We start from the raw sequence: 26,863 nt of genomic DNA, 5'->3' as shown, positions 1-26,863 counted from the left end.
ATTCAGCATACTGAATGAAGAAACCACCCACCAAGGAGACCCACATGTTCCCCGTCAACACCTGGTATGTGGCCTGCACGGCCGACGAGATCGACGAAAAGCCCCTGGGCCGCACCATCTGCAACCAGGCCATCGTGTTCTACCGGGCCCACGAGGGCAAGGTGGCGGCGGTGGAGGACTTCTGCCCGCATCGCGGTGCGCCGCTGTCGCTGGGTTACGTGTGCGAGGGCAAGCTGGTCTGCGGCTACCACGGGCTGGAGATGGGTTGCGACGGCAAGACGATCGCCATGCCGGGCCAGCGCGTCGGTGGCTTCCCGGCGATCCGCAGCTTCCCGGTGGAAGAGCGCTACGGCTTCGTCTGGGTCTGGCCCGGCGAGAAGGACAAGGCCGACCCGGCGCTGATCCCGCACATGGAGTGGCACGACAACCCCGAGTGGGCCTATGGCGGCGGGCTCTACCACGTCAAGGCCGACTACCGCCTGATGATCGACAACCTGATGGACCTGACGCACGAAACCTATGTGCACGCGACCAGCATCGGCCAGCCCGAGATCGACGAGACGCCCTGCAAGACCACGGTCAACGGCGACGAGGTGGTGACCAGCCGCTTCATGACCGACATCCCCGCACCGCCGTTCTGGAAGGCCGCACTGCGCGCCAAGGGCCTGGCCGACGACGTGCCCGTGGACCGCTGGCAGATCTGCCGCTTCACCCCGCCCAGCCACGTGATCATCGAAGTGGGCGTGGCCCACGCGGGCCACGGCGGCTACGACGCGCCGGCCGAGCACAAGGTCTACAGCAAGGTGATCGACTTCATCACGCCCGAGACCAACACCTCGATGCACTACTTCTGGGGCATGGCGCGCAAGTTCAATCCGGGCGACAAGGCGCTGACCGCGCAAATCCGCGAAGGCCAGGGCAAGATCTTTGCGGAAGACCTCGACATGCTGGAGCGCCAGCAGAAGAACCTCAGCGCCTTCCCCGACCGCGCGCTGCTCAAGCTCAACATCGACACCGGGGGCGTGCAGTCGCGCAAGGTGATCGAGCGCGTGATCGCAGCCGAGAAGGAAGCGGCAGCATGAGCCAGCTCATCCGCGTGCGCGTGGCAGCCCGGCAGGGCGAGGCGCTGGACATCTGCAGCCTGGACCTGGTGGCGACCGACGGCACCGCCCTGCCGGCTTTCAGCGCCGGCGCTCACATCGACGTGCACCTGCCCGGCGGCCTGGTGCGCCAGTACTCGCTGTGCAACGCGCCGGGCGAGACGCACCGCTACCGCATCGCCGTGCTGCGCGACGCAGCCTCGCGCGGCGGCTCGGCCACGGTGCACGACCAGCTGCAAGTCGGCACCGAACTGGACATCGGCGCGCCGCGCAACCTGTTCGAACTTCACCCGTCGGCACAGCACCACCTGCTGCTGGCTGGCGGCATCGGCATCACGCCGCTGCTGGCGATGGCAGAACAGCTGGCGGCGCAGGGCGGCGCCTTCACCCTGCACCACGCCACGCGCACGCGCGAACGCACGCCGTTCGTGGCACAGCTGGCGGCCGCTCCCTACGCACACCGGGTGCACCACCATTTCGACGACGGTCCGGCGATGCAGAAGCTGGACCTATCCGCCACGCTGCGCAGCGCGCCGGCCGGCAGCCACCTCTACGTCTGCGGCCCCACCGGGTTCATGGAGGCGGTGCTGGCCGAAGGCCGCGCCCAGGGCTGGGACGAGGCGCGCTTGCACCGCGAATACTTCGCGGCCGCGCCCACCGGCACGGCGGGTGACGGCGGATTCGAGCTGGAACTGGCGAGCAGCGGCCGCGTGATTCCGGTGGCGGCCGACCAGACGGCACTGGCCGCCCTGCTGGCGGCCGGCCTGGACATTCCGATGTCGTGTGAACAGGGCGTCTGCGGCACCTGCCTGACGGGGGTGAAAAGCGGCGTGCCCGACCACCGCGACCAGTACCTCACGCCCGAGGAGCGGGCGGCGAACAACCAGTTCCTGCCCTGCTGCTCGCGCGCCAGCAGCGCGCGCCTGGTGCTGGACCTCTGATCAGACCCGGCCGGGCCGCTCGTTGAGCACGCACCAGTACAGCTCGATCTGCTCGGCCACTTCCATGAACTTGCTGAAGCTCACCGGCTTCTCAATGTAGGAGTTGGCGCCCAGGTCGTAGGCGGTCGTGAGGTCGCGGTCCTCGCGTGAGGAGGTGAGGACCACCACCGGGATGCGGCGGAAGCGCTCGTGCGCCTTGAGCTGGCGCAGCACCTCCAGCCCGTTGACCTTGGGCAGGTTGATGTCCAGCAGGATCACCGCCGGCACCGGCTCACCCGCATCCCAGCGCGCCATGAAAGCCAGCGCCTCCTCGCCGTCGCGCGCCACCTGTACGTGGTTACTCAACCGCTTCTTGGTGAACGCGCGCAGGGTCAGGTCCAGATCCATCGGGTTGTCCTCAACCAGGAGGATCGGAGGAGGTTGCACAGCCGTGTTCATTGCGAGAACTCCAGATAGAAGGTGGCGCCGGCGCCCGGGGCACTTTCGGCCCACACGCGTCCGCCCATGCGCTGCACGGCCTTGGCCACCAGAGCAAGGCCGACGCCGGTGCCCGGAAACTCCTCCGCCCGATGCAGGCGCTGGAAGATGCCGAACATGCGATCGTGGTATTTCATGTCAAAACCCACCCCGTTGTCACGCACCCAGAGGACACGGCGCCCGTTTTCCAGGCGGCTGCCGATCTCGACCTCCGGCGGGTGGCTGTCCCGGCTGAACTTCAGCGCATTGCCGATCAGGTTGCGCAGCACCACCGAAATGCCCTCGCGGTCCAGCGCCAGCGTGAAGTCGTCCAGCCTGGTGCGCACCTGCACACCCTGGCGCTCGATGTCGGCATGGAAGCCATCCAGGATCGATTCGACCAGCGGCCGGATCGCCACCGGAGCGGCCGCCATGTCGCGCCGCTCCATGCGCGAGTACTCCAGCAGGTCGGCGATCAGCTCGCCCATCTGCTGCACCCCGTGGCGGATGCGGTGCACGAAATGCCGGCCCTCCTCGTCGAGCTTTTCGCCGTACTCCTCGACCAGCAGCTGGCTGTAGCCGTCGATGCCCCGCAGCGGCGCCTTGAGGTCGTGCGACACGGTGTAGGAGAACGCCTCCAGCTCCTGGTTCGCCTGGATCAGCTGCGCGGTGCGCTCGGCCACGCGTTGCTCCAGCGCCTGGTTGATGTGCCGCAGCTGCTCTTCGGCCTGCACCGATTCGGTGATGTCCAGCAGGGTGCCGATGTAGCGCGGCCGCAGGCCCTCGGCGCTGCGGTCGATGCGGCGCGCGGTCCGGCGCATCCAGCGTACGGGGCCGTGGGCGGGGTTTGTGCGGAACACGAAGTCCTGCGGCGGTTCGCCCGCTCGGATGGTCTGCATATCCTCGATCACCATGGGACGGTCGTCGGGGTGGATGCGGTCGAGGTACTGCGCATCCGTCGGCGGCCGGTTCGCCGGCTCCAGGCCCAGGTTGCGGAACAGCTGGGCCGAGACATTGAGCCGCTGCGTTTCAGCGTCGCCGGCCCAGCTGCCCAGCAGCGACACCGTCTCTGCCTGCTCCAGCATGTCCTTGAGATCGGTCACCACCTGCGAAGCCAGCACCCGCTCGGTGACGTCCATCGTGGTGCCGAACAGGCCCACCGGCTGCCCCTGGTCGTCGCAAGACAGCCGCGCCCGGGTTTCCAGGTACCGAACACCGGTCGGCGTCACCGCACGGTGGTCGACCACACGGGTATCGCCGTCCTTGCCACCGAGGTGCTCCTGCATGGTGCGCTCCATGCGCGCACGGTCGTCCGGGTGCATGCTGACCAGGAAGTTCTCCATCGAGGCCTGGTCGGCATCCGGGTCGTAGCCCAACAGCGAAAACAGGCCTCTCGACCAGGACACCCGGCGCAACCGCAGATCGATGCGCCAGTTGCCCATGCGCGCAAGTTCCTGCGCCTCGGCCAGCACCCGGCCCTGTTCGCGCAACGTGGCCTCGGCCGCCTTGCGCTCGGAAATGTCGCGCAGGATGGTGGATAGGTACATCAGCTGCCCGTCCGACCCGTGGTGCGAGAGGATCATCTGCGACATCGGGATCTCGCGGCCATCCGCTCCGTTCACCGCCGTCTCGCCCAGCCAGCGGCCCTGCGCGATCGCAACCGGAATGCCTTCCTCCTTCACCAGCCGTACGGCCCACTGGGGGTGCACGCGGCCGATCGCATCCGCAAGCGGCGCGTCCTGGGGCAGCCCCAGCACCTCGTAGCCGGCCCGGTTGAAATAGAACACCTCTCCCTGAGGGTTGGCCATGCTCACAATGTCCGGGGTCGCCTCCAGCACCGAGATCAGGCGGTCCCGGTCGCGCTGTGCCATGACCAGTTCGGTCTCATCGACCACCATGCCGACGCAGCGCACGAACTGCCCGTCCTCGCGTTCGAACTCGGCCCGCACGTGCAGGTGGCGCACGCCGCGCTCAGGGTTCTGCACCCGGCAGCGCAGGTCGCAGGGCTCACCGGTGACGGCACCGCGCCGGACGGCCTCCCGCACCAGCGCCCGGTCCTCGGGCACCACCAGAGCGTCGGCTTCATCCAGCGACATCTCGTGGCGCGCAGGGTCGGTGCCATAGATCACCAGCGCCTGCAGCGAGGCCACAAAGCGGCGGTTGCGGAGGTCGATCGTCCAGCTGCCCATGTTGCCCAGGCGCTGCGCCTTGAGCATCTGGTCCTGCATCTGCTGCAGCGCCAGCTCGTAGCGCTGGCGTTCGGTTACGTCCTGCACCGTCGTGAACACCTGCTGGACCTGACCGCCCGCATCGCGCAGGGCCCGCACGTCAACCTCCACGTGGATCGGGTTCCCATGCTTGCGCAAGTACCGTTTTGCAACGCGGTACCCGTCCCGCCGATTCGCCATGAGTTCTTCGAACAGGCCGGCATTGCGCTGGAGATCCTCCGGCATGGTCAGTTCCGCCCAGCTCTTGCCGAGCAACTCCTCGCGCGAATACCCCAGCATGTCACAGAGCCGATCGTTGACCTGCAGCCATCGCTTGTCGGTCGGCGAGGAAATCGCCATGCCCAGGAAGGGCAGCTCGTAGAACATGCGCAGCAGCTCGGCCTGCTCCCGCTGGGCCTGCTGGGCCTCCTTCTGGGCACTGATGTCCAGCAGGATGCCGCTGATGCGCACCACCTGCCCGAGTTCGTTGCGCTCATAGCGGGTGTGATCGTGCACCCAGGCGATGGCCCCGTCGGCCCGCAGGATCCGGTATTCCTGGTGGTACTCGTCCGGCCCGTGCTCCAGGAAGCGGTCCACCTCGGCCCCGACCCACCCCGCATCGTCCGGGTGCAGCAGCGAGACAAACGGCACGCCCCCCGCCACCAGCGCCTGCGGGTCGTAACCCCACTGACGGATGTTGTCGTTGACATAGTGCACGGGCCAGCCCGGCTCCAGGCGCCACTCAATCACCACCAGCGGCGAGCGGTTGACCAGTTCGATCAGGTGCAGGGCCACGGTCCGGTCGGCCTGCAGTTGCTGGGCCATGTGGTCGGTGGCGCGCCCGATCTGCGCCAGTTCGTCCTCCCCGGTCAGCCCGGCGCGCACCGACAGGTCGCCGGCGCCCATGCGGTCCAGGGCCGAGACCAGCTTCTGAGCCCGCCGGAACCAGATCAGGTGCAGCAACAGCGCCAGAAGGGTCGCCACACCCAGGGCAGCCAGCGCCTCGGCGGCCATTTCCTGTTGCGCCAGTTGCCGGCGCTGCGCCAGGGGAACACCAATGTCCACCAGCACACCCAGGCGGTGCCCGTCCAGCAGGGGGACCCATCCCGTCAGCAGCGAGGCCTTCCGGTCCACCGAGATGTCGATCCCGGTGCGCGCCGGCCCGGTGAGCAGTGTCCGTAGGCGCTCGCTCTCGCCGACCCGTGACAGTGCCTCGTCCAGCGACCGTCCGATGTCGGCCCGCGACAGCGAGGCCAGCACCGCATTCTGGGGACTGACGAGATAGGCGTGGTCCAGGCCATCGTGCAGGCCCAGCGAACTCACGATCCGTCGCAGCGTCAGAGGGTCGGACATGCCCATCTGCACATCGATGCGGTTCTGGTCGATCCCCAGACGGTCGCGCAGACGCTGGGTTTCGATGGACTCCACCTCGACCACTATCTGGTCCATCTGGTACTGGTACCGGATGCCGATCGCCAGCAAGGCCACCAGAAAGATCAGCATCGGCACCAGCCGGCGGCCGGACATGCCCAGCAGACCGTGGTGCAGTGCCTGCATCACGGTTGCGCACCCTCGAGGGTCCGCAGGCGGTCGGCCCAGTCCTCGTCCAGCAGGCGCCCCCAGTCCGGAGTCTCCCGGATCAGGCCCATGAATCCAAGGGTGATCGCCAGACCTTCCGACTGCTGGCCCAGCGCGCGCGGCCGGCCGGACAGGAGCGCCTGGCTTTCCTGGTCGCTGTAGAACTTGAGCCCCTTCAAGGTGGTCAGGTAGTCACCGGGCGAGAGATCGACCCCCGCCGACAGCAGCTCGGCGCTCGCTTGGGGATCGCTCTCCAGGGCACTGAGCCCGCGGCGCCAGCCGAGCACGGCGACCTCAACCTGCGACCGACGGGCCGACAACACCTCTGCGCGGACCACCAGCACATCCACAATGTCTCCCGGCATCTGCCGGCTGTCGAACAGCGGTCGCAACCCTTCGGCCTGCAGTGGTCCGGCCAGGGGCTCGAACGTGACGACCGCATCGACCAGTCCGTTGCGCAGCGCGGCCAGATGCCGCGAGGCCTCCAGGTTGCGGACCTGCACCTCGTGTGGCTGCAGGCCTCCGGCCTGCAGAAGTCGCTGCAGCATCAGGGCACCCACCGTGGTCCGCTCAACGGCGATCGAGCGGCCGCGCAGGTCGGTCAGGGTGCGGATGTCCGGGCGCGCCATCACCACGTCGGCACCGGCCGAGGTCGACAGCAGGCGCACGATGCGCAGATCCACCCCGTCATCCGCCAGGCGCAGGGTCTCGTCCAGCGTCAGTGCAGCGCCGTCCAGCAAGCCGTTGCGCAGGTAGCGCATGGTTTCCGAGCTGGAAGCGAGCTCCACCACCTTGACCTGCGCCGCATCCAGCAGCCCCCTTTCGCGCGCCAGCACCATCGGGTCGTAGCCGACCCAGGGGTTCAAACCCAGCTTCAGCGGTGCCTGGGGCGGCGGTTGACAGCCGGCCAGCGCCGCCACGCCCAAGGCCAGACAGGACAGCAGGCCCCTGCGGTTCAGGGTCCTCCCGGTTTCCTGTCCTGCACCTGTCTGTGGTTCCTGTGGCATGCAATGGGCCGCTGGCTGCTGGTGTGGAACATTCTGTCACCGAAGCTGACAAGCAGGAACCAATGGAGATCAACGAAACCTGCTGGTCTCCACAAGAAAGGCTCACTCCACCGTCACGCTCTTGGCCAGGTTGCGTGGCTTGTCGACATCGGTGCCCCGGGCCAGCGCCGTGTGGTAGGCCAGCAGTTGCAGCGGCACCACATGCAGGATGGGCGAGAGCGCGCCGTAGTGCTCGGGCATGCGGATGACGTGGATGCCTTCCCCGCTGCCGATGCGGGTGTCGGCGTCGGCCAGCACGTAGAGCACGCCGCCGCGGGCCCGCACTTCCTGCATGTTGCTCTTGAGTTTCTCCAGCAGCGCGTCGTTGGGCGCCACTGTCACCACCGGCATGGCGCTGGTCACCAGGGCCAACGGGCCGTGCTTGAGTTCACCGGCCGGGTAGGCCTCGGCGTGGATATAGCTGATTTCCTTGAGCTTGAGCGCGCCTTCGAGCGCGATCGGGTAGTGCAGGCCGCGGCCCAGGAACAGCGCGTTGTCCATGCGCGCGAAATCCTCGGCCCAGCTGATGACCTGGGGTTCGAGCGCCAGCACCGCCTGCAGGGCCACAGGCAGGTGGCGCATGGCCTTGAGGTGCGCCGCCTCCTGCTCGTCCGACAGGCGCCCGCGCACCTGGGCCAGGGCCAGCGTGAGCAAGAACAGGCCGGCCAGCTGGGTGGTGAAGGCCTTGGTGGAGGCCACGCCGATCTCCACCCCGGCCCGCGTGATGTAGGCCAGCCGGCACTCGCGCACCATGGCGCTGGTGGCGACATTGCAGATGGTCAGCGTGTGCGCCATGCCCAGGCTCTGCGCGTGGCGCAGCGCGGCCAGGGTGTCGGCGGTCTCGCCGCTTTGCGTGATCGTCACCACCAGCGTCCTCGGGTCGGGCACGCTGGTGCGGTAGCGGTACTCGCTGGCCACCTCCACCTGGGTCGGGATCTGCGCGATCTCTTCCAGCCAGTACTTGGCCGCACAGCCGCTGTAGTAGCTGGTGCCACAGGCCAGGATCAGCACCCGGTCGATCTGTTTGAAGATGCCGTAGGCGCCGTCACCGAACAGCTCGGGCGTGATGCCGTTGACCCCTTCGAGCGTGTCGCCGATGGCGCGCGGCTGCTCGAAGATTTCTTTCTGCATGTAGTGGCGGTAGGGGCCAAGCTCGGCGGCGCCGCTGTGTGCCTGCACCGTCTTCACCGGGCGCTGCGCGGCGTCGAAACTGCGCCCCTGTCCATCGGTCACCCAGTAGCGGCCCAGCTGCAGGTCCACCAGGTCGCCCTCTTCCAGGTAGACGATCTGGTCGGTCACGCCGGCCAGGGCCATGGCATCGCTGGCCAGGAAATGTTCCTTGCCGCCGTCGCCCACCCCCAGGATCAGCGGCGACCCGGCGCGCGCGCCCACCACGCGGTGTGGCTCGTCCTTGTGAAACACCGCCAGCGCGTAGGCTCCGTGCAGCTGCGCCACCGCCGCCTGCAGCGCCACGAACACGTCGCCTTCGTAGAGCGAATCGATCAGGTGCGCGATGACCTCGGTGTCGGTCTGGCTCTCGAACACGTAGCCCTTGGCCTGCAGCGCGGCGCGCAGCTCGTCGTGGTTCTCGATGATGCCGTTGTGCACCAGGGCGACGCGGCCTGCCGCACCGCTGGCGCTGGTGTGCGCCGGGCCATGACTGAAATGGGGGTGGGCGTTGTGCACCGCCGGCGCACCGTGAGTGGCCCAGCGCGTGTGCGCAATGCCGGTGCCGCTGGCGATGTGCTCGGCCTTCACCTGCTCGACCAGTTCGGCCACCCGGGCCGTGCTGCGCGCGCGCCGCAGGCCGTCCGTATGAACCGCCACGCCGCAGGAGTCGTAGCCGCGGTACTCCAGCCGCTGCAAACCCTGGACCAGAACGGGCACCACATCACGCCCCGAAACCCCTGCCACGATGCCGCACATATTGGTTCACTCCATTGGTTGGTATGGGGTCATGGTAGGCACGACAAAAAGAAATAGGCACTCACATACCTGGCACCTTGTGTTTGATAATTTCTTTGTTTTCAGGGTTTTTGTTTTTATTTCACAAGCCAACTCCTTATGGAATCTGAATTCCTTGATGCCATCGATCTGAGGCTGCTGGAGCTGCTGCAGACCGACGCCAGCCGGCACAACCAGACCCTGGCCGCCCTGGCCCACGTGTCACCGCCCACCAGCCTGCGGCGCATCAAGCGCCTGCGGGAAACCGGCGTAATCGAACGCGAGGTGGCACTGCTGCACCCCGACCGACTGGCCCCGCTGATCGGCCATGGCCTGACCACCCTGGTGGAGGTGACGCTGGAGCGCCAGGGTGCCGAACACCTGGATGCCTTCGAGGCCCATGTGCTGCCCGACCCCGCCGTGCAACAGTGCTACCGCGTCAGCCCGGGGCCCGACTTCATGCTGGTGGTGCACACCCGGGACATGCCGGCCTACCTCGCGCTGGCGCAGAGGCTGTTCACGTCCAGCGCCAATGTGCGCAACGTCAAGGCCTTCTTCAGTGTGAAGCGGGCCAAGTTCGATCCCCGGATCCCGCTGTCCCGCGGCCCCCAGCCCAGCCCAACCGACTAGTAACAAGGGGTTATTTGCGGCCGGACTGCGTAACACCCCACCTAGAATCCCTGCATCAAAAAGTTGCCATTTGCCAACAGTCAGGAGGTTGCATGTTTCCGTTGTGGATCGCGTTCTTGGTCGCCATCGCCCTGGTGGCCGCTGGCGTCTGGGCCTATCGCCGCTACTTCCGCAAGGTCTCGGGGCGCGAGGACCGCTACACCCCCGAGCGCATCCTGACGCCCGAACAGGTCGCGATGCTGGACTATCTGCGCGACACCTTCCCGGACCAGGTGGTGCTGCCCAATGTGCCGCTCCAGAGCATGCTGTCGGTGCGGCGCTCGGCCGACATCCAGCGTGCGAAGGAACGGCTGAAGACCCAGAAGGTCGACTTTGTGGTCTGCGACGCCGAGGGGCGCGCGGTGTTCGCGTTTGATGTCGAGCAGTACCACCTCAGCGACGCCAAGGCCAAGGCCCACCAGGTCAAGATCAAGAACCGCATCCTCAAGACCGCCGGCGTGCGCTTTCTGTTCCTCAAGAACAGCATCCACCGCATGCCCACGCCCAACGACTTCCGCCGCCAGCTCGATCTGGCTGCCCTGCCCCGGCCCAAGGCCCAGGAAGGCGAAGGCAACAGCGGCGAAAGCGTCCGCCAGCAGCTGGAGTCAAAATTCTCGGAATTCGACACCCTGGTCTATCCCAGCACCGGCTTCAAGGAGTCCGAGGTGATGGGCCTGAGCGGCCTGATGGAACTCGGGGAGGCCCGGACCGACCGCAAGTCCCAGCACGAGCGGCAGATCGAAGCGGTGCGCCGCCGCGCCTGACCCTGCCCGACCGGCCGCCCGTCCCGATCAACTCTTTTTCTTCGCGGGCCGCTGCCAGTTCGGAATCACCGTCTGGCGCCCGCGCGCCACGCTCAGTGCGCCCGGCGGCGTGTCGCGGGTGATGGTCGAGCCGCCCCCCACCGTCCCGCCCGCGCCAATAGTGACCGGCGCCACCAGCACGCAATTGCTACCCACGTGCACATCGGCCTCGATCACCGTGCGGTGCTTGTTTGCGCCGTCGTAGTTGGCGGTGATGCTGCCGGCGCCATAGTTCACCCGCTCGCCCACGCTCGCATCGCCCAGGTAGGCCAGGTGGTTGGCCTTGGCGCCGTCCGCCAGCGTGGAATTCTTGACCTCGACAAAGTTGCCGATGTGCACCTCGCGACCCAGGATGGCCCCGGGGCGCAGGCGGGCAAACGGCCCGATCAGCGCTCCCTCGCCGACCGACACGCCGGCTTTCTCGCCCTCGATGTGGGTGAACGGGTGGATCACGGCGCCCGCACCAATCACGGCGTTGGCGATCACGCAGTTGGCGCCGATGCGCGCGCCGTCGCCCAGCTCGACATGGCCTTCGAAGACGCAGTTGAAGTCGATCTCCACGTCCTGCCCGCACACCAGCGTGCCGCGCACGTCCAGCCGCGCGGGGTCGGCCAGGCGCACGCCCTGCTCCATCAGCGCCTCGGCCACGCGCCGCTGGTGTGCCCGCTCCAGCTCGGCCAGCTGCAGCGGGCTGTTCACGCCTGCGACCTGCAGCGCGTCGGTGATGCGGTGCGCCTGCACCGGCAGCCCGTCGGCCACGGCGAACTTCACCACATCGGTCAGGTAGTACTCGCCCTGGGCGTTCTGGTTGTCCAGACGGGCCAGCCAGCCGCGCAGCAGCTTCGTGGGTACGGCCATGATGCCGCTGTAGATCTCGGTGATGGCGCGCTGGGCGTCGCTGGCGTCCTTGTGCTCGACGATCGCGGCCACCGAGCCGTCGGCGGCGCGCACGATGCGCCCGTAGCCTGTGGGGTCGGGCATGTCGAGCGTCAGCAGCGCCAGGCGCTGCCCGCCGCACAGGTTCAGCAGCGCCTGCAGGGTCTCGGGCCGGGTCAGTGGCACATCGCCCGAGAGCACCAGGGTCACACCATCGTCGGCCAGCACCGGCACCGCCTGCTGCACCGCGTGGCCGGTGCCCAGCTGCGGCTCCTGCCGCACGAACTGCAACTTCAGCGCCTCACCCGACTCCAAGGCCGGTGCGACCAGGCCGGCCTCCACCTGTCCGGCGCCGTGCCCGGTGATCACCACGACGGTGCGGGCCGATACCCGAGCCGCCGTGTCGATCACATGTTGGGCCAGTGCACGACCACCCAGACGGTGCAACACTTTGGGCTTGCTGCTCTTCATGCGCGTGCCTTTGCCGGCCGCCATCACCACCACATCCACAGGGAACGACATGAACACCTTTCCTGAGGCCGACAAGGGCACCTCTTCGATGGCGCGGATTATCGCGCGCGCCCTGGTGCTGGGCCTGCTCTCGCTCGTGCTCGCGGGCTGCAGCGCGCTGCGCCTGGCCTACAATCAGGCGCCCAGCCTGAGCTACTGGTGGATCGACGGCTATGCCGACCTGAACGAGGCACAGACGGGCCAGCTGCGGCGCGACATCGATGCCTTTTTCGCCTGGCACCGCACCACCGAACTGCCCGGCTACATCCAGCGCCTACAGCAGTGGCAGCAGATGGCCCAGACCGACAGCAGCGCCGACCTGGCCTGCACCCAGTTCGAAGTGCTGCGCGGCGCTTACCTGCGCATGGTCGACCGCAGCCTGGAGCCGATGGCACGACTGGCCCTCACCCTCACCCCGGCCCAGCTTCAGTATCTGCAGAAGAAGTACGACAAGAACAACCGGGAGTTTGAGCAGAAGTACATCCGCGTGAGCGACGAAGATCGGGTGGACAACCTGATGGAGCGCGCCCTGGACCGCTACGAGCCGCTCTACGGCGACCTGAGCAACGCCCAGCTGGCCCTGCTGCGCGAACGCATCCGCAGCTCCCCGTTCGACGCCCAGCGGGTGAACACCGAGCGCCTGCGCCGCCAGACCGACCTGATCCGCACCCTGCGCGAGCTGCAAGCCGAGCGCGGCGCCACGGTGGCCACCGCCACTACCGCACTGCGCCGCTGGCACGACCGCGTGATGCAGTCACCCCTGCCTGGCTTTGCCGCCTACAGCGACAGCCTGGTGCGCAACGCCTGCGAGCAGTTCGCCGCCCTGCACAACACCACGACGGCGGAACAGCGGCAGCACGCGGTGCGCGTGCTCAAGGACTACGAGATCGACTTGCGTTCGCTCGTCGCCACCCACTGAGTCTCAGGCCAGCAGCCAGACCACAGCCAGCGACATAAGGGTCACGGGAAGACCGGTGACCACGTGCCGCTTCCAGTCCAGCACAATGCCTTCCCGGGCCGCCAAGTCGGCCACGATCAGGTTGGCGATCGAGCCCACCAGCAGCAGGTTGCCCGCAAAGGTGCTCACCAGCGCCAGCTGGGCGCCGGCCTGCTGGGGGTCGGCGCCCAGGTGCGGCAGCAGCAGCATCACCGCCGGCACGTTGGACACCAGGTTGGACAGCACCGTGCCCAGCACCAGCAGGGGGCCCGGGTCGGTCAGGTGCACGCCCTGAGTGGCGAGCCAGGCCACCACCTGGGCCGCCAGCCCGGTCTGCTCGAACGCGTGGTTGACGATGAACAGCCCGATGAACAACAGCAGCAGCTGCCAGTCGACGGAACCCATCACATCCGCGGAATGGAGGCGGCGGCTGAGCAGCAGCACGGCCGCCCCCACCAGCGCGGCCACGTCACGGTGCCAGCCGGTGAACAGGAACACCACCATCAGCACCAGCGCCACGGCCAGCCCCTTGGCTGTCTGCCAGCGGTCAAACGGCGGTTCGTCTCCGGCTCGCCCCGTGCCGCTGGCCGGCTGAGCCGCCACCGCGGCGCCCACGCGGGCCCCGGGGCCGTAGGCCAGCCAGAGCCAGAGCAGCACCAGGCTGATGCCCACCGGCAGCAGGGCGTGCCGCATGTAGCCGTCGAACGGCAGGCGCAGCACCGAACCGATCAGCATGTTCTGCGGGTTGCCGATCAGGGTGGCGGCCGATCCGATGTTGGCGGCGCAGGCCAGGCCGATCAGGAACGGCACCGGGTTGAGGCCGCGCTGCAGGCACAGGCGCGCGACCACCGGCGTCATGGCCAGGCAGACGATGTCGTTGGAAAACACCGCCGACAGCCCGCCAGCGACCACGATCAGCGCGGCCAGCAGGCCCGCCCGCGACAGCGGCAGACCGCCCACCCGGCGCGTGACCTCGGTGTAGAAGCCACCCAGCCGCATCTGGGCCGACACCACCATGAAGGCGAACAGCAGCACGATGGTGGGCAGGTCCACCGACCGGGCCGCGTCCTCCACCGCCATGCCGGAAATGGCGATCACAGCGATCGCTCCCAGCAGCGCCACGCCGGACCGGTCCAGTTTCAGGCGCGGCAGACCGCCGAGAAACATGCCCAGATAGACGGTGGCGAAGACCAGAACCACCCCCCATTCCGAGGGCGACGAGACAAAGGCAGACAGCGCAGGTGACATGAGGAGGCTACAGATCGATACACGATTGTCGACCCTTGTGCGGTAGCTACCGGACCCCGAATGGGATTACCATCATTGACCAACGATCCGGGAGCCGCACATGACAACGTTCAGAAACCTGACCTTTTCGAAATTCCTGCTGGCCAGCTTCACGGCGCTGGCGCTCACCGGCTGCCTGCCGGTGCCCATTTACGAAGTCACCCCCAGCACCGCGCGGGCCGGCACCGAGCTGACCTTCGACGCCTCCGGCTCGGTGGTGTCCAACATGCCCGAGGACAACGTGGCCGTGGGCTGGTCGTGGAGCTTCGGTGACGGCAGCACCGCCAAGGGCGAATCCGTGACCCACACCTACGACAAGGCCGGCACTTACACCATCAAGCTCACCGTGACCGACAGCGCGGGCCGCGAGGCCTCTGTCGAGGACCAACTGGAGGTGAAAGAGGCCTTGGTGATCGAGGACACGACCAGCGATACCGAGGACACCACCACGACAACGACAACGCAGTAGCCCTCTCACAAGCAACAAAAAAGCCGCTGTAGACACAGCGGCTTTTTTGTCGTCGGTGCGGCATCAGGCCTGCAGCGATTTCCACATCTCCATGTCGCGCTCGGCCGTCCAGATGCGCGGGTTCTTGATGCCGCTGGCCTCGTCGTAGGCGCGGCTGACGTCGAACGGCAGGCAGTGTTCGTAGATGAACACGTGGCCGAACACCGGGTCCATGCTCTGGCGGGTGTGGGCCATGGCGGCCTTGAGGTCCATGTTGGCAGCCACGGCCTCCTTGCCGGCCTGGAACAGCGTCGTGACCCAGCGCTTGGTGTAGTCCAGCGCCTTGTTCACATTGGCGTTGCCCTTCATGGCCTCGCCGCGGCCGGGCACGATGAATTCGGCGTTCAGCGCACGCAGGGCTTCGAGCGTGGCGGGCCACTCTTCGAGCTGGGCGTCGCCGGTGTAGACGCCGGCCTCGTACTCGACCAGGTCGCCGCTGAACAGCACCTTCTCTTCTTCCACCCAGGCGATGGTGTCACCGCGGGTGTGGCCGTGGCCCGGGCTCCAGATCTGCACCACCACGCCGCCGAGGTTGATCGACAGCTTGCCGGGCTTCTCGCCCTTGGTCGGGTCGCCACCGCCGATCACCATGCTCGGCCAGGTCAGGCCGGGCACCGAGTCAGCGCCGCGGAACAGGCGCGGGAAACGCTCCATCTCGCTCTTCATGTCCTGCGCGCCGCGCTCCTGGATCAGCTCCAGCGTCCCCTGGCTGGCGATGATCTCGGTCGCTCCCTCTGCGAAGTAGGCGCTGGCGCCCAGCACGCGCACCGCGTGGTAGTGGGTCAGCAGCACGTACTTGATCGGCTTGTCGGAGACCTTGCGGATCTGTTTGATCAGGTCCTGCGCCATGGCCGGGGTGGCGGTGGCGTCGCTGACCATGATGAAGTCGTCGCCGATGATCACGCCGGAGTTCGGATCGCCCTCGGCGGTGTAGGCCCAGCAGTGCGGGCTCAGCTGTTCAAACGTGGTCTTCTTGTCCTGCAGATCGGCCTGTGAGGCGAAGGCTTTGCTCATGGGGTGGTCTCCTGTGGGAATGGTCGGCATCGGGCGCCGGGGCGCGAATCGCCGAATTTTACCTAATCGAAATTGATTACGGATGGGTAAATCAATAACCCCGCGCTTCCACAGGGTCAGCCCCCAGGCCCTGCTCCAGCACCGCCACCACCTCGTCGGCGAAGGCGGCGTAGCTCATGGGCCCACCGGGGCGCAGCCAGGTGAAGGTCCAGTTGATCATGCCAAACAGCATCATGGTCAGCGCGGTCTGGTTGGCCGGCGTCACGCGCCCGGGGTAGGCGCGCTTGATGAACCGGGTGAAGGCCGCGACCACGTCGCGCTGGCGGTTGAGGATGAGCTCGCGCTGCGTGTCGCCGAGGAACTTGGTGTCGGACACCAGGGCCACATGGCGCGTGGCCGAGCTCTCGTATTCGGCCAGGAAGGAGCGCACCAGCGCATGCAGGGCCTCACGCTCGCTGAGGTTCTGTCGCTGGGCGTGGGCCTCGGCCTCGCCGATCAGCGCCAGCAGGCGCTGGGTGTAGCGGTCCAGCAGGTCGAACAGGATCGCTTCCTTGCTCTCGTAGTAGTGGTAGAGCCGAGCCTTGCTGGTGCCGCAGGCGGTGGCGATGTCGTTCATGCTCGCGGCCGGGAAGCTCTGACGGGCGAAGCACTGGGCGGCGACTTCGAGGATCTCCTCGCGTTTGAGATCGTGAGAGGCGGATTTCGGACGGGCCATGTGGAGATTGTCCACCCCCGCGAGCTTGTCTACGATGCGCCCATGGCGACGAAACCCATCACCGATCCTTTTGTGCTGCACGCCTGTGAGCTGCTCTCATGCCTCGGCCCGGTCAAGGCGACGCGAATGTTCGGCGGCTACGGCCTGGCGGTGGACGGCATGAACGTGGCCATCATTGCCTGGGACACGCTGTTTCTCAAGACCAACACCGAGACCGCGCCTCGGTTTCTGGCCGAGGGCGCCCGGGCGTTCGAGTACGAGGCCCGGGGCAAGACCATGAGCCTGCACTACCACACGCCGCCCGAGGAAGCCCTGGAATCACCGGCGCTGATGGCGCCCTGGGCGCGGCTGGCGCTGCAGGCAGCGGTGGCGGCGCGCCAGCCGGCGCCCCGTCGTGCGAAGCGCTCCTGAGCGCTTGCCGAACGGGGTCTGTCAGCGCATGCACTCCAGCGGCGACAGCACGCGACCGCGGCCGGACACCAGGAACTCGCTGTAGCCCAGCAGGCCACGGGCCACCCGAACCAGCGCCCAAGCCGCCTGGCCGAAGGCCGTGATCGCCTCGTGCAGCGGCGCCCGCACCTCGCGGCCGAAGCGGCTGTCCTGCGCCCGCACGGCACCCGACCAGTCGAAGCAGACCGGCTCGTCCGACTCGCGGGTGGACAGAGGCTCCATCACCAGCCGGGCGCCGGCGGGCACGACCATCGACTCGCCGTCCATCAGGAAGCGGTCGCCCGAGGCCTGGGGCGACAGAGCGCCCGGCTCCCCCAGGGTCACCCACACCGGGCCGCGGTGGATGCGCAGCACCGAAGTCTCCTGCGGGTGCAGGCTCATGGCATGACCGGGGTGCAGGCGCCAGGCGCCCACCGGACGGGACAAGGAGACAGAGGAAGCAGCGGATGAGGGCATGATGGACTCCAGTGACGACAGCATGGGTGTCATCTTCTGTGTTGCAGCGCCGCACGTCCAATGAAATGGGGCTAAGCTATTGATTCGCCATCCGCATCAATCCTGCCCACCCTGTCCGCCCATGTCCCAGGCCCTCACCCCCAGCCATCCGCGCACCCGGCCGATCTCGGCGGGTCATCTGCGTGCCTTCGAGGCGGTGGCCCGCCACCTCAACTTCCGCGCCGCCGCCGAGGAGCTTTCCCTCACGCAGAGCGCGGTCAGCCGGCAGATCCAGTCGCTGGAGGACGAGGTCGGGTCGGCCCTGTTCCTGCGCCACACGCGCTCGGTGGAGCTGACCGGTGCCGGCACCATCCTGCTGCGCGCGGCAGGTTCGGCACTGGAGCGGATTGATGCGGCCGTGCGGCAGATTCGGCAGAGTGCGGGGCGGCGCAGCGTGGCCATCACCACCTGGGCCTCGTTCGCCTCGATGTGGCTGATCCCGCGCCTGGAAGCCTTCCAGCGCGAGCACCCGGACATCGACATCCGCATCGACGCCACCGACGCCGCGGTCGACCTGGCGACCGCCGACGTGGACATGGCGCTGCGCTACGCCGTACCCGAAACCATCCCCGCCGGCGCCATCCGGCTGTTCGGCGAGCAGCTCACGCCGGTGGCCAGCCCCTGGCTGCTGCGCGAGCACCGCATCGCCACGCTGGACGACCTGGCCAAGGTCACGCTGATCGAGGCCGGCGATGCGCACCGCACGCGCCACCTCGAATACCTCACCTGGCAGCGCTGGCTGGACCACTACGCGCCCACACCCACCGGCAACGCCCGCGCGCGCAGCAAGGCGCGCCTGAGTCCGCAGCGCTGGCTGTACTTCAACTACGCCAGCCAGATCGTGCAGGCCGCTCTCACCGGCCAGGGCGTCGCCCTGGCGCGCATGCCGCTGGTGGCCGAGAGCCTGGCCAGCGGCGACCTGGTCGAGCCGCTGCCGACCATGCGGCTGGATTCACCCCTGGTCTATTGGCTGGTGCTGGCGCCGCGCAGCAAGACGCGCCCCGAAGTCAAGGCCTTCTGCGACTGGCTGCGGCGCGAGGCCGAGCGGACCAGGGCCGCGATTGGCGACATCCCCGACCCCGACACGGTGGACCACATCGACTGACCCCCAGTGGTGCCCGCGGCAGAACGCGACTCGGGCACACTGCGCCGCTTTGCTTCCTCGCCCATGACCTCCGCCGCCCAGCACGCCCAAGGCAATCTCCGCAGCATCGTCAACATGATGCTGGCGGTGATGTTCTTCTCGCTCATGGACGCGGTGCTCAAGACCCTGTCGGCGCACTACCCTCCCCTGCAAATGGCCTGCCTGCGCGGCCTGACCGCGCTGCCGCTGGTGCTGGCCTGGATCCAGTGGCGCCGCGGCTGGGGTCGGCTGAAGAACCTTCGCTGGTCGCTGCACATCCTGCGCGGCTGCCTGGGCATCACCATGCTCTCGCTGTTCACGCGCGGCGTGAGCGAACTGCCGCTGTCGGCCACCTACACCATCTTCTTCATCGCGCCGCTGCTGATCACCGCGCTGTCGGTGCCGGTGCTCAAGGAACGCGTACCCAAGGCGCACTGGTGGGCCATCGGCGTCGGCTTCATCGGCGTGCTGGTGGCGATCCGGCCCAGCGGCGGCGATCTGCAGGCCGGTTTTGCGACCGTCGGCGGCCTGGCCGTGATGACCGCCGCCTTCTGCTACGCAGTGGCCGCGGTGGCGGGCCGGCTGCTCAGCCGCACCGACAGCACCGAGTCGTTGATCCTGACCATGATGATCTTCATGAGCGTCGGCGGAGGCCTGCTGGCCTGGCCCCAATGGAAGCCGGTCCAGATGGCCCACGCGGCCCTGCTGCTGGCGCTGGCGATCACCGGTTTCCTCGGCCAGCTGACCATCAACGAGGCCTTCCGCAGCGGCCAGGCCAGCGCCGTGGCGCCGTTTGAATACACCGCCCTGGCCTGGGGTGTGGGGCTGGACTGGCTGATCTGGCAGACCCTGCCCGAGGCCCACACCTGGTTCGGCGCCGCCATCATCATCGGCAGCGGGCTCTACCTCGTCAGCCGGGAAAAGCGCATCAGCGAGGTGCACGCCAACGCCGAACACCCCTGAGCCGGGGGCTTCGCGGGGTTTCAGCCGAAGCGCTGCCGCGTCCAGCCGCTGACCAGCGCCACACCCTGCTGCAACTGCTCCGGCTGTCCCTGAAAGTAGTGGTTGGCGCCAGCGATCACGTGCATCTGCTTGTCGGCGCTGCCGGCGGCAGCGAACATGAGGCCGATGTCGGGCTGCGGCACCGCATCGTCGGCACCGTGCTCGATCGTCAGCAGCGGCACCGTGATCTGCCGCGCGCAGACTTCGCCGTCGGCACGCGAATCGTCGATGGACCATTGCGACAGCCAGGATCGCAGCGTGGAGAACCGCGCCATGCCCACCGGCCCGGTGTTCACCGTCTCGGGCACCCCGAGGTAACAACGCCCGACCGGGCGCCCGTTCGGGTCGATGGACCCATCCAGAAAGCGCGGATCGGCGAGTGTTCGGTGGGTGACGAACCCGCGCTCCAGTTCGGCGCCGCCGCGGCGCTTCAGTTCACCCAGCGTGTCCTTCACGCGGGCCGTGATGCGCCGCATGCGCGCCAACTGTGCCGCGCGGTAGGCCACCAGCCAGTCAGCCGGGTACGGCGGCCTCACCGGCCGGTCGGGCGAATAGAGATCCAGCGCCGGGTCGCGTCGGTCCGGGTCGGCCTCATCCAACACGGACGGGTCGATCCAGTCGCGCAGGCACTGCGCGCGCGAGCGGTGCGCCGCCTCCAGCACCACCGCGTCGGCCGGAATCAGCCCGGCGCCCACCAGGTCGACCGGGTCGCCCGCGGGAGTGTGCGTGATCGTCGGCTGCTCGGCCTGCGACTGATAGAACAGCGCCAGCGAACCGCCACCCGACCAGCCCATCAGCACCACACGGCGGAAGCCCAGCACTTCTTTCGCATGGCGCACGCAGGCGCCCATGTCCAGCGCGACCTTTTCCATGATCAGCGCGGTATCGTTCTTGGCGTAGCGGCTGCCCATGCACAGCACCGGATAGCCGGCGGCTGCCAGCGCGGGCGGCAGTGGCAGCAACTGCAGCGTCGAGCTGGGGTGCATCATCAGGAACACCACCTCGCGCGAGGCGCCAGGTGCGCTGATCAGCAGGCCCTCGAGATTGACCGCACCCTGGCTGCCGGAAAAGCCGTAGGTCTCGGTGAAGGCGCTGGTTTCGCGGTAGGCGATGTGCACCCACTGGTGCTGCAGGCCGCCCACGGCTGTCAGCCCTTGAGCGGCCACATCACGCCGGTGTCTGCCAGGATCGCGTCCAGCGGCACATCGTGGGTCTCGGGTTCCAGGTCCGGCAGGTAGGCGAAGTCATAGCCCAGGCCGACGGTGAAGGGCTTGGGCCGCATTGACGCCAGGGTGCGGTCGTAGAAGCCGCCGCCATAGCCCAGCCGGTAGCCGCCCGGACCGAAGCCCACGCAGGGCACGAAGATCAGCGTCGGCTCGATGATCTCGGTGTCCTTGGGCTTGGGAATGCCAAAGGCGTCTTCCTCCATCGGGCAGCCGGGGTACCAGCTGTAGAAGGTGAGCGTCTTGTCCACCTTGTTCACCACCGGCAGGCCGATGCGGCGGTGCCGCGCGGCGCTCTGCGCGTCTTCTTCCAGCCCAGCCTCCTGCCAGCGGAACAGCGCGGGCAGCGGATCGAACTCGCCCTTGATCGGCCAGTAGGCGCCGATCACGGTGTCGGGGCGGTGGATCAGCCAGACCCGCATCACGCGCTGCAGCAGGTCGTTGCGCCAGGCACGGTCTGCGAGATTCTGCCGCTTGTCGATCAGCTGCTTGCGCCAGACGGCTTTGGGGCCTTGCGAGGCCGGGTCTTTCGCGGGGCTGGAGGGGTTGTTGTCCATAATCGACGCATGAGATTGATGCGCGTGAAACAGGGGCTGTTGCCCATTATGGCCGCGCTGCTGATGCAGGGACCGGTCCGGGCGCAGGGCGCCGCGGACGCTGCCCTGCTGGAGATGCGCGACGCCTTCCGGCGCAATGCCACCCCCACCCTGACCGCCCTGCTTTGGCGGGTGCAAGGCCATGTGCTCGAACCGATGGCGGTGTACTGGGAGGCCAGAGCCCGCCTGGAGTCCGCACCGCCGGCCGATATCCGTGCCGCCATGGATCGCATGGCCGGCAGTTACTGGGAAGACCGGCTGCGCAACGACTGGCTGCTGCAGCTGGGCAAGCAGCGCGACTGGGCCACCTTCGAAGCCGAGCTGCCGCGCTACCGCATGAACGACGACCGCCAGGTGCAGTGCTACGCACTGATGCTGGACGCCGCGGCCCGACGCAAGCCGTCGGAAGAGGCGGCGCAGGAGGTTGCCCGCCTCTGGCATGCACAGCGCGAGGCGGACGACGCCTGTGCCACCGCGGCCAAGGCCTTCCTGGACAGCGGCCACCTGCGGCCTGATGCCGCCTGGCAACGCGCACGCCTGGCCATGGAAGCCGGCCGCACAGCCGCGGCGGTGCAGGCGGTGAACCTGCTCAACCCCGACTGGGTGCCGATCGTGCACGCCATCGCCACCGACCCGGCGCGCTACTTGGACGAAAAGTTCACCGCCATCCGCCCGCGCACCAAGGAGTTGGTGACGCTCGCCCTCATCCGGCTGGCCAGCCAGGACGTGGCCGCCGCCGCGCGCGAGATGGACCACACCCGCTGGAAGGCACAGCTCACCACCGAGGAGCGCAGCTGGGTCTGGGGTGTGATCGGCAAGCGCATGGCGCAGTCGCTGCAGGGCGACGCGCTGGCGGCGTTTGCCAACGGGAGCGACCGCCACATGGCGCCCGACCACCTGGCCTGGAAGGCCCGCGCCGGGCTGCGCGCGGGCACCTGGGGCCATGTGCGGGACGCCATCGCCGCCATGGACGAAACCCAGCAGCGCGAACCGGTCTGGATCTACTGGCGCGCCCGGGCCACACAGGCCCTGCGCGAACCCGATGCGCTGACGGCACAGATCGTCGCCAGCGGCCTCTACCGCTCGATCGCCTCGCACCAGGGCTTCTACGAGCTGCTCGCGCTAGAGGAGCTGGGCCACAGCGTGACCACGCCGCCGGCGCCTTCGCCCCCGACCCCGCAGGAGATGACGGCCGCCCAGACCCACCCGGGGCTGCAGCGCGCGCTGGCGGCCGTCCGGTTGGGCTTGCGCAGCGAAGGCGTGCGTGAGTGGAACTACACCACCAACCTGCACACGCGCGGCGGCATGAGCGACCGTGAGCTGCTGGCCGCCGCCGCGCTGGCCTGCCAGCACGAGCTCTGGGACCGCTGCATCAACACCAGCGAGCGCACCCGTACCGTGCAGGACCAGGCCCAGCGCTTCCCGATGCCGTTCCGCGCGCAGGTGCTGCGGCGCACGGCCGAGATCGGGCTGGACCCGGCCTATGTCTACGGCCTGATCCGCCAGGAAAGCCGCTTCATCACGGACGCGCGCTCGGGTGTCGGCGCCTCGGGGCTGATGCAGGTCATGCCCGCCACGGCCCGCTGGACCGCACGCAAGATCGGGTTGACCGACTTCCAGTCGCACCAGATCACCGACCGCGACACCAACATCCTGATCGGCACCGCCTACCTCAAGCTGGCGCTGGACGACCTGGACGGCTCGATGCCGCTGGCCGCCGCCGCCTACAACGCGGGACCGGCTCGCGCCCGCGCCTGGCGCCAGGGGCCGGTGCTGGCCGGCGAGGTCTGGGCCGAGAACATTCCGTTCGAAGAGACGCGCGACTATGTGAAGAAGGTGCTGGCCAACACCACGCACTACGCCAGCCTGATCACCGGACAGCCGCAGTCGCTGCGCGCCCGGCTCGGGGTCGTCGGCCCCCCCGCCCGCCAGGACACCTACAACCGGGAACTGCCATGAAGCGGGTGCTGGTTCTGGGCGGCACCGGATTCGTGGGGCGGCACCTCTGCGAGAAGCTGCAGCGCGCGGGCTGGCAGATCACCGTGCCCACCCGGCGCGCAGTCAACGCATTGTCCGTGCAGCACCTGCCGCGGCTGACCGTGGTCGAGGCCTCGGTGCACGACGAGGCAACGCTGACCCGGCTGCTGGCGGGCCACGATGCGGTGGTCAACCTCGTGGCCATCCTGCACGGCAACGAGGCCGCTTTCGAGCGGGCGCATGTGCAGCTGCCCATCACCATCGCCCGCGCCTGCCTGGCCAGCGGCGTGCGCCGGCTGGTGCATGTGAGCGCGCTGGGTGCCCAGCTGGACGGGCCATCCATGTACCAGCGCAGCAAGGCGCGTGGCGAAGAAGTGCTGCGGTCCGCCGGACTGGCGCTGAGCATCCTGCGGCCCAGCGTCATCTTTGGTGATGGCGACCGCTTCCTGAACCTGTTCGCGCGCCTGCAGTCGGTGTTCCCTGTGATGCCGCTGGCCGGCGCGGGCACCCGCTTCCAGCCGGTCTGGGTGGAGGACGTTGCCGACGCAGTGATCGCCTGCCTGCGCGACACCGGCCTACCCTGCAGCAGCATCGGCCAGACCTTCGAGTGCGCCGGGCCCGAAGTGTTCACACTGGGCGAACTGGTGCGGCTGGCGGGGCGGCTGGGCAGCCGCGAGCGGCCGGTGCTGCCGCTGCCCACCGCCATGGGGCGCCTGCAGGCCCTGGCCATGGAGTGCCTGCCGGGCGAACCGCTGATGAGCCGCGACAACCTCGATTCGATGGCGGTCGACAACGTCGCCACCAGCCAGTGGCCCGGCCTGTCCTCGCTGGGCATCTCGCCCCAGTCGGTGCGCGCGGTGGCCCCGCTGTATCTCGGCACGCAGGCCGGCCGCGGCCACCTCGACGGCTACCGCAAGCCCCGGTAGCCCGCGACGCCTCAGTACCGACGGCTGTACTGCAGACCGAAGCCGTTCTGGCTCATGCCGATGGTGGTCGGGGCAGGCGCTGAGCCGCTCACGGTGTTCTTGCGGCCGTGCCAGGCCGCGAAGGTCAGCTCGTCCTTGGCCGACAGGCTGTAGGTCGCCCCCAGGGTGAGGTGCGACTTGATGACGCCCGGCGCCAGCGTGTTGAGGAACACGTCCGGTGAGGTCACCGGGTTGGTGCCCTGGTTGTAGCCGGCGCGCAGCGTCCACTGCGGGTTCAGCTGCCACTGCACACCCAGCTTCACCACCTCCACATCCCTCCAGCCGAAGCCCGGGCCGTTGCTGGCCCCGAAGCCGTTGCCGAAGTTCGCCAGACTCGCGTTGCCGATGGCCTTCACGCCACTGTAGTTGATGCGTGAGTAGTCCAGCGCCACCTGCACCGCGGGACTGACCTGGAACGCCACGCCCAGCGCGTAGTTCTCGGGAATATCGAAGTCGCCGCGCTCGGCGAACAGGCGCTCATACTTCTTGAAGCGGCCCATGGCGATCTTGGGCGAGTAAGACGCGCCGATGGTGACCGCGTCGCCGAACTTGCCCATGTAGCCCAGGCGCAGGCCGATGCCGGTGCTGTCGTCGGTGCCGGGGTTGTTGATGCCGAAGGCCTGCAGACCTTGGGCCTTGAAGCGCTGGTACACCAGCAGCGGCGACACACCCAGCGCATGACCGGGGGCCACCTCGTACGACACCGTGGGCGCCACGATCAGCTGCATCAGGTCCACACCCAGCTTGCCGGTGCCGCAGGTGGTCGGGCTGCTGCACATGAAGTTGCTGTTGCCCGGGAACACCGCCGGGTACTCGGTGTTCATGCCGCCGTTGCCATAAACCGTCAGCCCCGCCGACAGCGGGCCCGAGAGCCTGGTGGTGAACCCCAGCTCCGGGATCAGGAAGCTGTCCTTGCCGCTCTTGACCTCCATCGCCCCCATCGGGGTGCTCACGGTGGCGCTGCGCTTGGGCATGAACACCTCGGCCCCGAGGTCCCAGCGGTTGCCGGCATAGGACACCGAGGCCGGGTTGTTCACGCCGCCGAAGGCGTCGTGCGACTGGGCCACGGCGGTGCCGCCCATACCCTTTGCTTTGAGGCCGAAGCCGTGGGGAAAGTAGCCATTGGTGGCCTGGGCGGGAGGCAGGACGGCGCTCAGCGCGAGCAGGGTGGCACCTCGCAAGACATGCATGCGAACGTTCATGGGTGGTCTCCGTTGTGGTCGTGGGGGATGGGAACGCGGCGGGGCAGGCGCTCAGAACTCACCCTTGGAGGCGCGTTCCATCATCTGCCAGATGGTCTCGCGCACCGCCCAGGCTTCTTCCTTGAGCGGCGAGGGCAGCTTGCGGCCCATCTTGACCATCATGTCCATGTTGAGCGTGTACAGCCACAGGCTGCCGTCGTCGTGCTCCACCACGCTGATGCGGCAGGGCAGGTAGGCCGCCATGTGCGGGCTGAAGTCCACCATCTTGCGGGCTGTGGCCGGACTGCAGTAGGAATACACGGTCAGCAGCTTCTCTTTCTTGCCAGAGCGGGCTTCGAGCTCCTTGGACAGCGGCAGCACGCCGACGTCGCGCATGTTGCGCTCCACCGCCACCAGCTTGAGGATTTCTTCGATGTCCTTGGCCGTCACCCCCGGCTTGACCTTGCGCTCCCAGGTGGTGGCGACGGCGATGTCCCCGTTGCCCTCGACCCAGCGGTCCCACATGCGGGAGGCCTCGCCACCGGCGCCGTCCTCGAGCTTGCCGATGGTCGCGACCGTGCCACAGCCGGTGGTCAGAAGCGCGGTGGCCAGCAAGGCCGATGCAACAGAAATTCGTGTCCAGATGCGCATGGAAATGTCCTCGAAGGGCGAATGAATGAGAGGTGGACCGCGGCGCCGACCTGACATTTGTCAACGCCACCGACAGACCACACCGTATCCGTGCATCCGAATATCGCCATCGGCGATTACCCTAGGGGGTAGGGTAATTTCGATACCACTCCCAAAGCATCGCGCCGGGCGGCACCCGTGCCCGGGGTTTTTTGGCACACTCCCCCGGTCCCATCCAACCGAGACACAACATGGCCAGCACTTCTGCCAAAACCAAGCCGACGTCGTCCACCGACGCCGCGGCATCCGCCTTCCGTTCGGAACACCAGCGCGACGTGGTCAACCGCCTCAAGCGCATTGAAGGCCAGGTGCGGGGGCTGATCGACATGGTCGAAAGCGGGCGCTCCTGCGAAGACGTGGCCCAGCAGATGTCGGCTGCGCGCAAGGCCATGGACAAGGCCTTCTACCGGATGATGGCCTGCTCGGTGATGGAGGCCGTCGCGGTGTCGGACTCGGAAGAGCAGACCATCCGCGAGGTCGAGCGCTCGACCCGCATCCTCGAAAAATACGCCTGACCCCCTTGTCGGCAGGCGGCGAATCAATCGGCCGCCTCTTTGTCATCAATGGCCC

Annotated in this window: 25 protein-coding genes; 12 read left to right on the top strand and 13 right to left on the bottom strand. The window is 68.0% G+C overall.

Annotation, left to right across the window (positions count from 1 at the left end; genetic code table 11):
- The first annotated feature begins 44 nt into the window (after positions 1–44).
- Together ACFOPI_RS22655 and ACFOPI_RS22650 are read left to right on the top strand one after the other, a co-directional pair.
- Positions 45–1,082 (top strand): Rieske 2Fe-2S domain-containing protein, encoded by a 1,038-nt coding sequence (locus ACFOPI_RS22655; protein ID WP_382179231.1) that lies wholly within the window; start codon positions 45–47, stop codon positions 1,080–1,082.
- Positions 1,079–2,041 carry a PDR/VanB family oxidoreductase gene (locus ACFOPI_RS22650; protein WP_382179229.1) on the top strand — a complete coding sequence of 321 codons (963 nt, stop codon included), beginning with the start codon at positions 1,079–1,081 and terminating at the stop codon, positions 2,039–2,041. The genes ACFOPI_RS22655 and ACFOPI_RS22650 overlap by 4 nt, the downstream gene beginning before the upstream one ends.
- Here the strand turns inward: ACFOPI_RS22650 and ACFOPI_RS22645 are convergent, their stop codons facing one another.
- From ACFOPI_RS22645 to glmS, 4 genes are all read right to left on the bottom strand, one after another.
- Positions 2,042–2,479, bottom strand: coding sequence for a response regulator (locus tag ACFOPI_RS22645; protein WP_382179227.1), 438 nt, complete (start codon positions 2,477–2,479; stop codon positions 2,042–2,044).
- Complete coding sequence (locus ACFOPI_RS22640; protein ID WP_382179225.1) at positions 2,476–6,261, bottom strand: PAS domain-containing protein; 3,786 nt, start codon at positions 6,259–6,261, stop codon at positions 2,476–2,478. Before ACFOPI_RS22640 ends, ACFOPI_RS22645 begins: the two co-directional genes overlap by 4 nt.
- Positions 6,261–7,289 (bottom strand): ABC transporter substrate-binding protein, encoded by a 1,029-nt coding sequence (locus ACFOPI_RS22635; protein ID WP_382179223.1) that lies wholly within the window; start codon positions 7,287–7,289, stop codon positions 6,261–6,263. Before ACFOPI_RS22635 ends, ACFOPI_RS22640 begins: the two co-directional genes overlap by 1 nt.
- A gap of 102 nt (positions 7,290–7,391) precedes the next feature.
- A complete protein-coding gene (gene glmS, locus ACFOPI_RS22630; protein WP_382179221.1) occupies positions 7,392–9,254 on the bottom strand; it encodes a glutamine--fructose-6-phosphate transaminase (isomerizing) in 1,863 nt (620 codons plus the stop codon).
- 138 nt (positions 9,255–9,392) lie between these two features.
- Between glmS and ACFOPI_RS22625 the strand changes: the two genes are divergently transcribed.
- Together ACFOPI_RS22625 and ACFOPI_RS22620 are read left to right on the top strand one after the other, a co-directional pair.
- Positions 9,393–9,902, top strand: coding sequence for an Lrp/AsnC family transcriptional regulator (locus ACFOPI_RS22625; protein ID WP_382179219.1), 510 nt, complete (start codon positions 9,393–9,395; stop codon positions 9,900–9,902).
- 92 nt (positions 9,903–9,994) lie between these two features.
- Complete coding sequence (locus tag ACFOPI_RS22620) at positions 9,995–10,705, top strand: DUF2726 domain-containing protein (protein ID WP_382179217.1); 711 nt, start codon at positions 9,995–9,997, stop codon at positions 10,703–10,705.
- Positions 10,706–10,732: 27 nt separating this feature from the next.
- Here ACFOPI_RS22620 and glmU read toward each other — a convergent pair whose 3' ends face one another.
- On the bottom strand, positions 10,733–12,142 hold the full coding sequence (gene glmU / locus ACFOPI_RS22615; RefSeq protein ID WP_382179215.1) for a bifunctional UDP-N-acetylglucosamine diphosphorylase/glucosamine-1-phosphate N-acetyltransferase GlmU: 1,410 nt from the start codon (positions 12,140–12,142) through the stop codon (positions 10,733–10,735).
- On the opposite strand from glmU, the gene ACFOPI_RS22610 reads away from it, so the two are divergent.
- The gene (locus tag ACFOPI_RS22610) at positions 12,141–13,049 is read left to right on the top strand and encodes a DUF6279 family lipoprotein (protein ID WP_382179213.1); all 909 of its coding nucleotides are present in this window, start codon (positions 12,141–12,143) and stop codon (positions 13,047–13,049) included. The genes glmU and ACFOPI_RS22610 overlap by 2 nt on opposite strands.
- A gap of 3 nt (positions 13,050–13,052) precedes the next feature.
- On the opposite strand, the gene ACFOPI_RS22605 is transcribed toward ACFOPI_RS22610, so the two are convergent.
- Complete coding sequence (locus ACFOPI_RS22605; RefSeq protein ID WP_382179210.1) at positions 13,053–14,315, bottom strand: SLC13 family permease; 1,263 nt, start codon at positions 14,313–14,315, stop codon at positions 13,053–13,055.
- A 100-nt stretch (positions 14,316–14,415) separates the two neighbouring features.
- Here ACFOPI_RS22605 and ACFOPI_RS22600 point away from each other — a divergent pair, with 100 nt between their 5' ends.
- A complete protein-coding gene (locus ACFOPI_RS22600) occupies positions 14,416–14,823 on the top strand; it encodes a PKD domain-containing protein (RefSeq protein WP_382179207.1) in 408 nt (135 codons plus the stop codon).
- Positions 14,824–14,886: 63 nt separating this feature from the next.
- On the opposite strand, the gene ACFOPI_RS22595 is transcribed toward ACFOPI_RS22600, so the two are convergent.
- Positions 14,887–15,876 carry an MBL fold metallo-hydrolase gene (locus tag ACFOPI_RS22595; RefSeq protein WP_382179205.1) on the bottom strand — a complete coding sequence of 330 codons (990 nt, stop codon included), beginning with the start codon at positions 15,874–15,876 and terminating at the stop codon, positions 14,887–14,889.
- Between the two features lie 91 nt (positions 15,877–15,967).
- On the bottom strand, positions 15,968–16,591 hold the full coding sequence (locus ACFOPI_RS22590) for a TetR/AcrR family transcriptional regulator (protein ID WP_382179202.1): 624 nt from the start codon (positions 16,589–16,591) through the stop codon (positions 15,968–15,970).
- A 42-nt stretch (positions 16,592–16,633) separates the two neighbouring features.
- Here ACFOPI_RS22590 and ACFOPI_RS22585 point away from each other — a divergent pair, with 42 nt between their 5' ends.
- Positions 16,634–17,002, top strand: coding sequence for a TfoX/Sxy family protein (locus tag ACFOPI_RS22585; RefSeq protein ID WP_382179199.1), 369 nt, complete (start codon positions 16,634–16,636; stop codon positions 17,000–17,002).
- A gap of 21 nt (positions 17,003–17,023) precedes the next feature.
- On the opposite strand, the gene ACFOPI_RS22580 is transcribed toward ACFOPI_RS22585, so the two are convergent.
- Entirely contained in the window at positions 17,024–17,497 is a 474-nt protein-coding gene (locus tag ACFOPI_RS22580) for a DUF2917 domain-containing protein (protein WP_382179197.1), read from the bottom strand.
- Positions 17,498–17,618: 121 nt separating this feature from the next.
- Here ACFOPI_RS22580 and ACFOPI_RS22575 point away from each other — a divergent pair, with 121 nt between their 5' ends.
- Both ACFOPI_RS22575 and ACFOPI_RS22570 read left to right on the top strand, forming a co-directional pair.
- On the top strand, positions 17,619–18,641 hold the full coding sequence (locus tag ACFOPI_RS22575) for a LysR substrate-binding domain-containing protein (RefSeq protein ID WP_382179194.1): 1,023 nt from the start codon (positions 17,619–17,621) through the stop codon (positions 18,639–18,641).
- 63 nt (positions 18,642–18,704) lie between these two features.
- On the top strand, positions 18,705–19,622 hold the full coding sequence (locus ACFOPI_RS22570; protein ID WP_382179192.1) for a DMT family transporter: 918 nt from the start codon (positions 18,705–18,707) through the stop codon (positions 19,620–19,622).
- A 20-nt stretch (positions 19,623–19,642) separates the two neighbouring features.
- Here the strand turns inward: ACFOPI_RS22570 and ACFOPI_RS22565 are convergent, their stop codons facing one another.
- On the bottom strand, positions 19,643–20,827 hold the full coding sequence (locus ACFOPI_RS22565; protein ID WP_382179190.1) for an alpha/beta hydrolase: 1,185 nt from the start codon (positions 20,825–20,827) through the stop codon (positions 19,643–19,645).
- Entirely contained in the window at positions 20,809–21,441 is a 633-nt protein-coding gene (locus ACFOPI_RS22560; protein WP_382179188.1) for a 5-formyltetrahydrofolate cyclo-ligase, read from the bottom strand. The genes ACFOPI_RS22565 and ACFOPI_RS22560 overlap by 19 nt, the downstream gene beginning before the upstream one ends.
- 9 nt (positions 21,442–21,450) lie before the next feature.
- Here ACFOPI_RS22560 and ACFOPI_RS22555 point away from each other — a divergent pair, with 9 nt between their 5' ends.
- The gene (locus ACFOPI_RS22555) at positions 21,451–23,439 is read left to right on the top strand and encodes a lytic transglycosylase domain-containing protein (protein ID WP_382179185.1); all 1,989 of its coding nucleotides are present in this window, start codon (positions 21,451–21,453) and stop codon (positions 23,437–23,439) included.
- Positions 23,436–24,383: a complex I NDUFA9 subunit family protein gene (locus tag ACFOPI_RS22550; RefSeq protein WP_382179183.1), complete on the top strand. Its 948-nt coding sequence runs from the start codon at positions 23,436–23,438 to the stop codon at positions 24,381–24,383. The genes ACFOPI_RS22555 and ACFOPI_RS22550 overlap by 4 nt, the downstream gene beginning before the upstream one ends.
- An 11-nt stretch (positions 24,384–24,394) precedes the next feature.
- Here ACFOPI_RS22550 and ACFOPI_RS22545 read toward each other — a convergent pair whose 3' ends face one another.
- Together ACFOPI_RS22545 and ACFOPI_RS22540 are read right to left on the bottom strand one after the other, a co-directional pair.
- On the bottom strand, positions 24,395–25,624 hold the full coding sequence (locus tag ACFOPI_RS22545; protein ID WP_382179180.1) for an OmpP1/FadL family transporter: 1,230 nt from the start codon (positions 25,622–25,624) through the stop codon (positions 24,395–24,397).
- 51 nt (positions 25,625–25,675) lie between these two features.
- Positions 25,676–26,254, bottom strand: coding sequence for a DUF302 domain-containing protein (locus ACFOPI_RS22540; RefSeq protein WP_382179177.1), 579 nt, complete (start codon positions 26,252–26,254; stop codon positions 25,676–25,678).
- Positions 26,255–26,484: 230 nt separating this feature from the next.
- On the opposite strand from ACFOPI_RS22540, the gene ACFOPI_RS22535 reads away from it, so the two are divergent.
- Entirely contained in the window at positions 26,485–26,808 is a 324-nt protein-coding gene (locus tag ACFOPI_RS22535; protein WP_382179174.1) for a metal-sensitive transcriptional regulator, read from the top strand.
- Positions 26,809–26,863: the final 55 nt, after the last annotated feature.

The sequence above is a fragment of the Hydrogenophaga luteola genome (assembly GCF_042648585.1).
In the GTDB taxonomy this organism is placed as follows: domain Bacteria; phylum Pseudomonadota; class Gammaproteobacteria; order Burkholderiales; family Burkholderiaceae_C; genus Hydrogenophaga; species Hydrogenophaga luteola.
The sequence above is the reverse complement of the archived record's forward strand: the minus strand, read 5'-3'. Positions and strand labels throughout refer to the sequence as shown.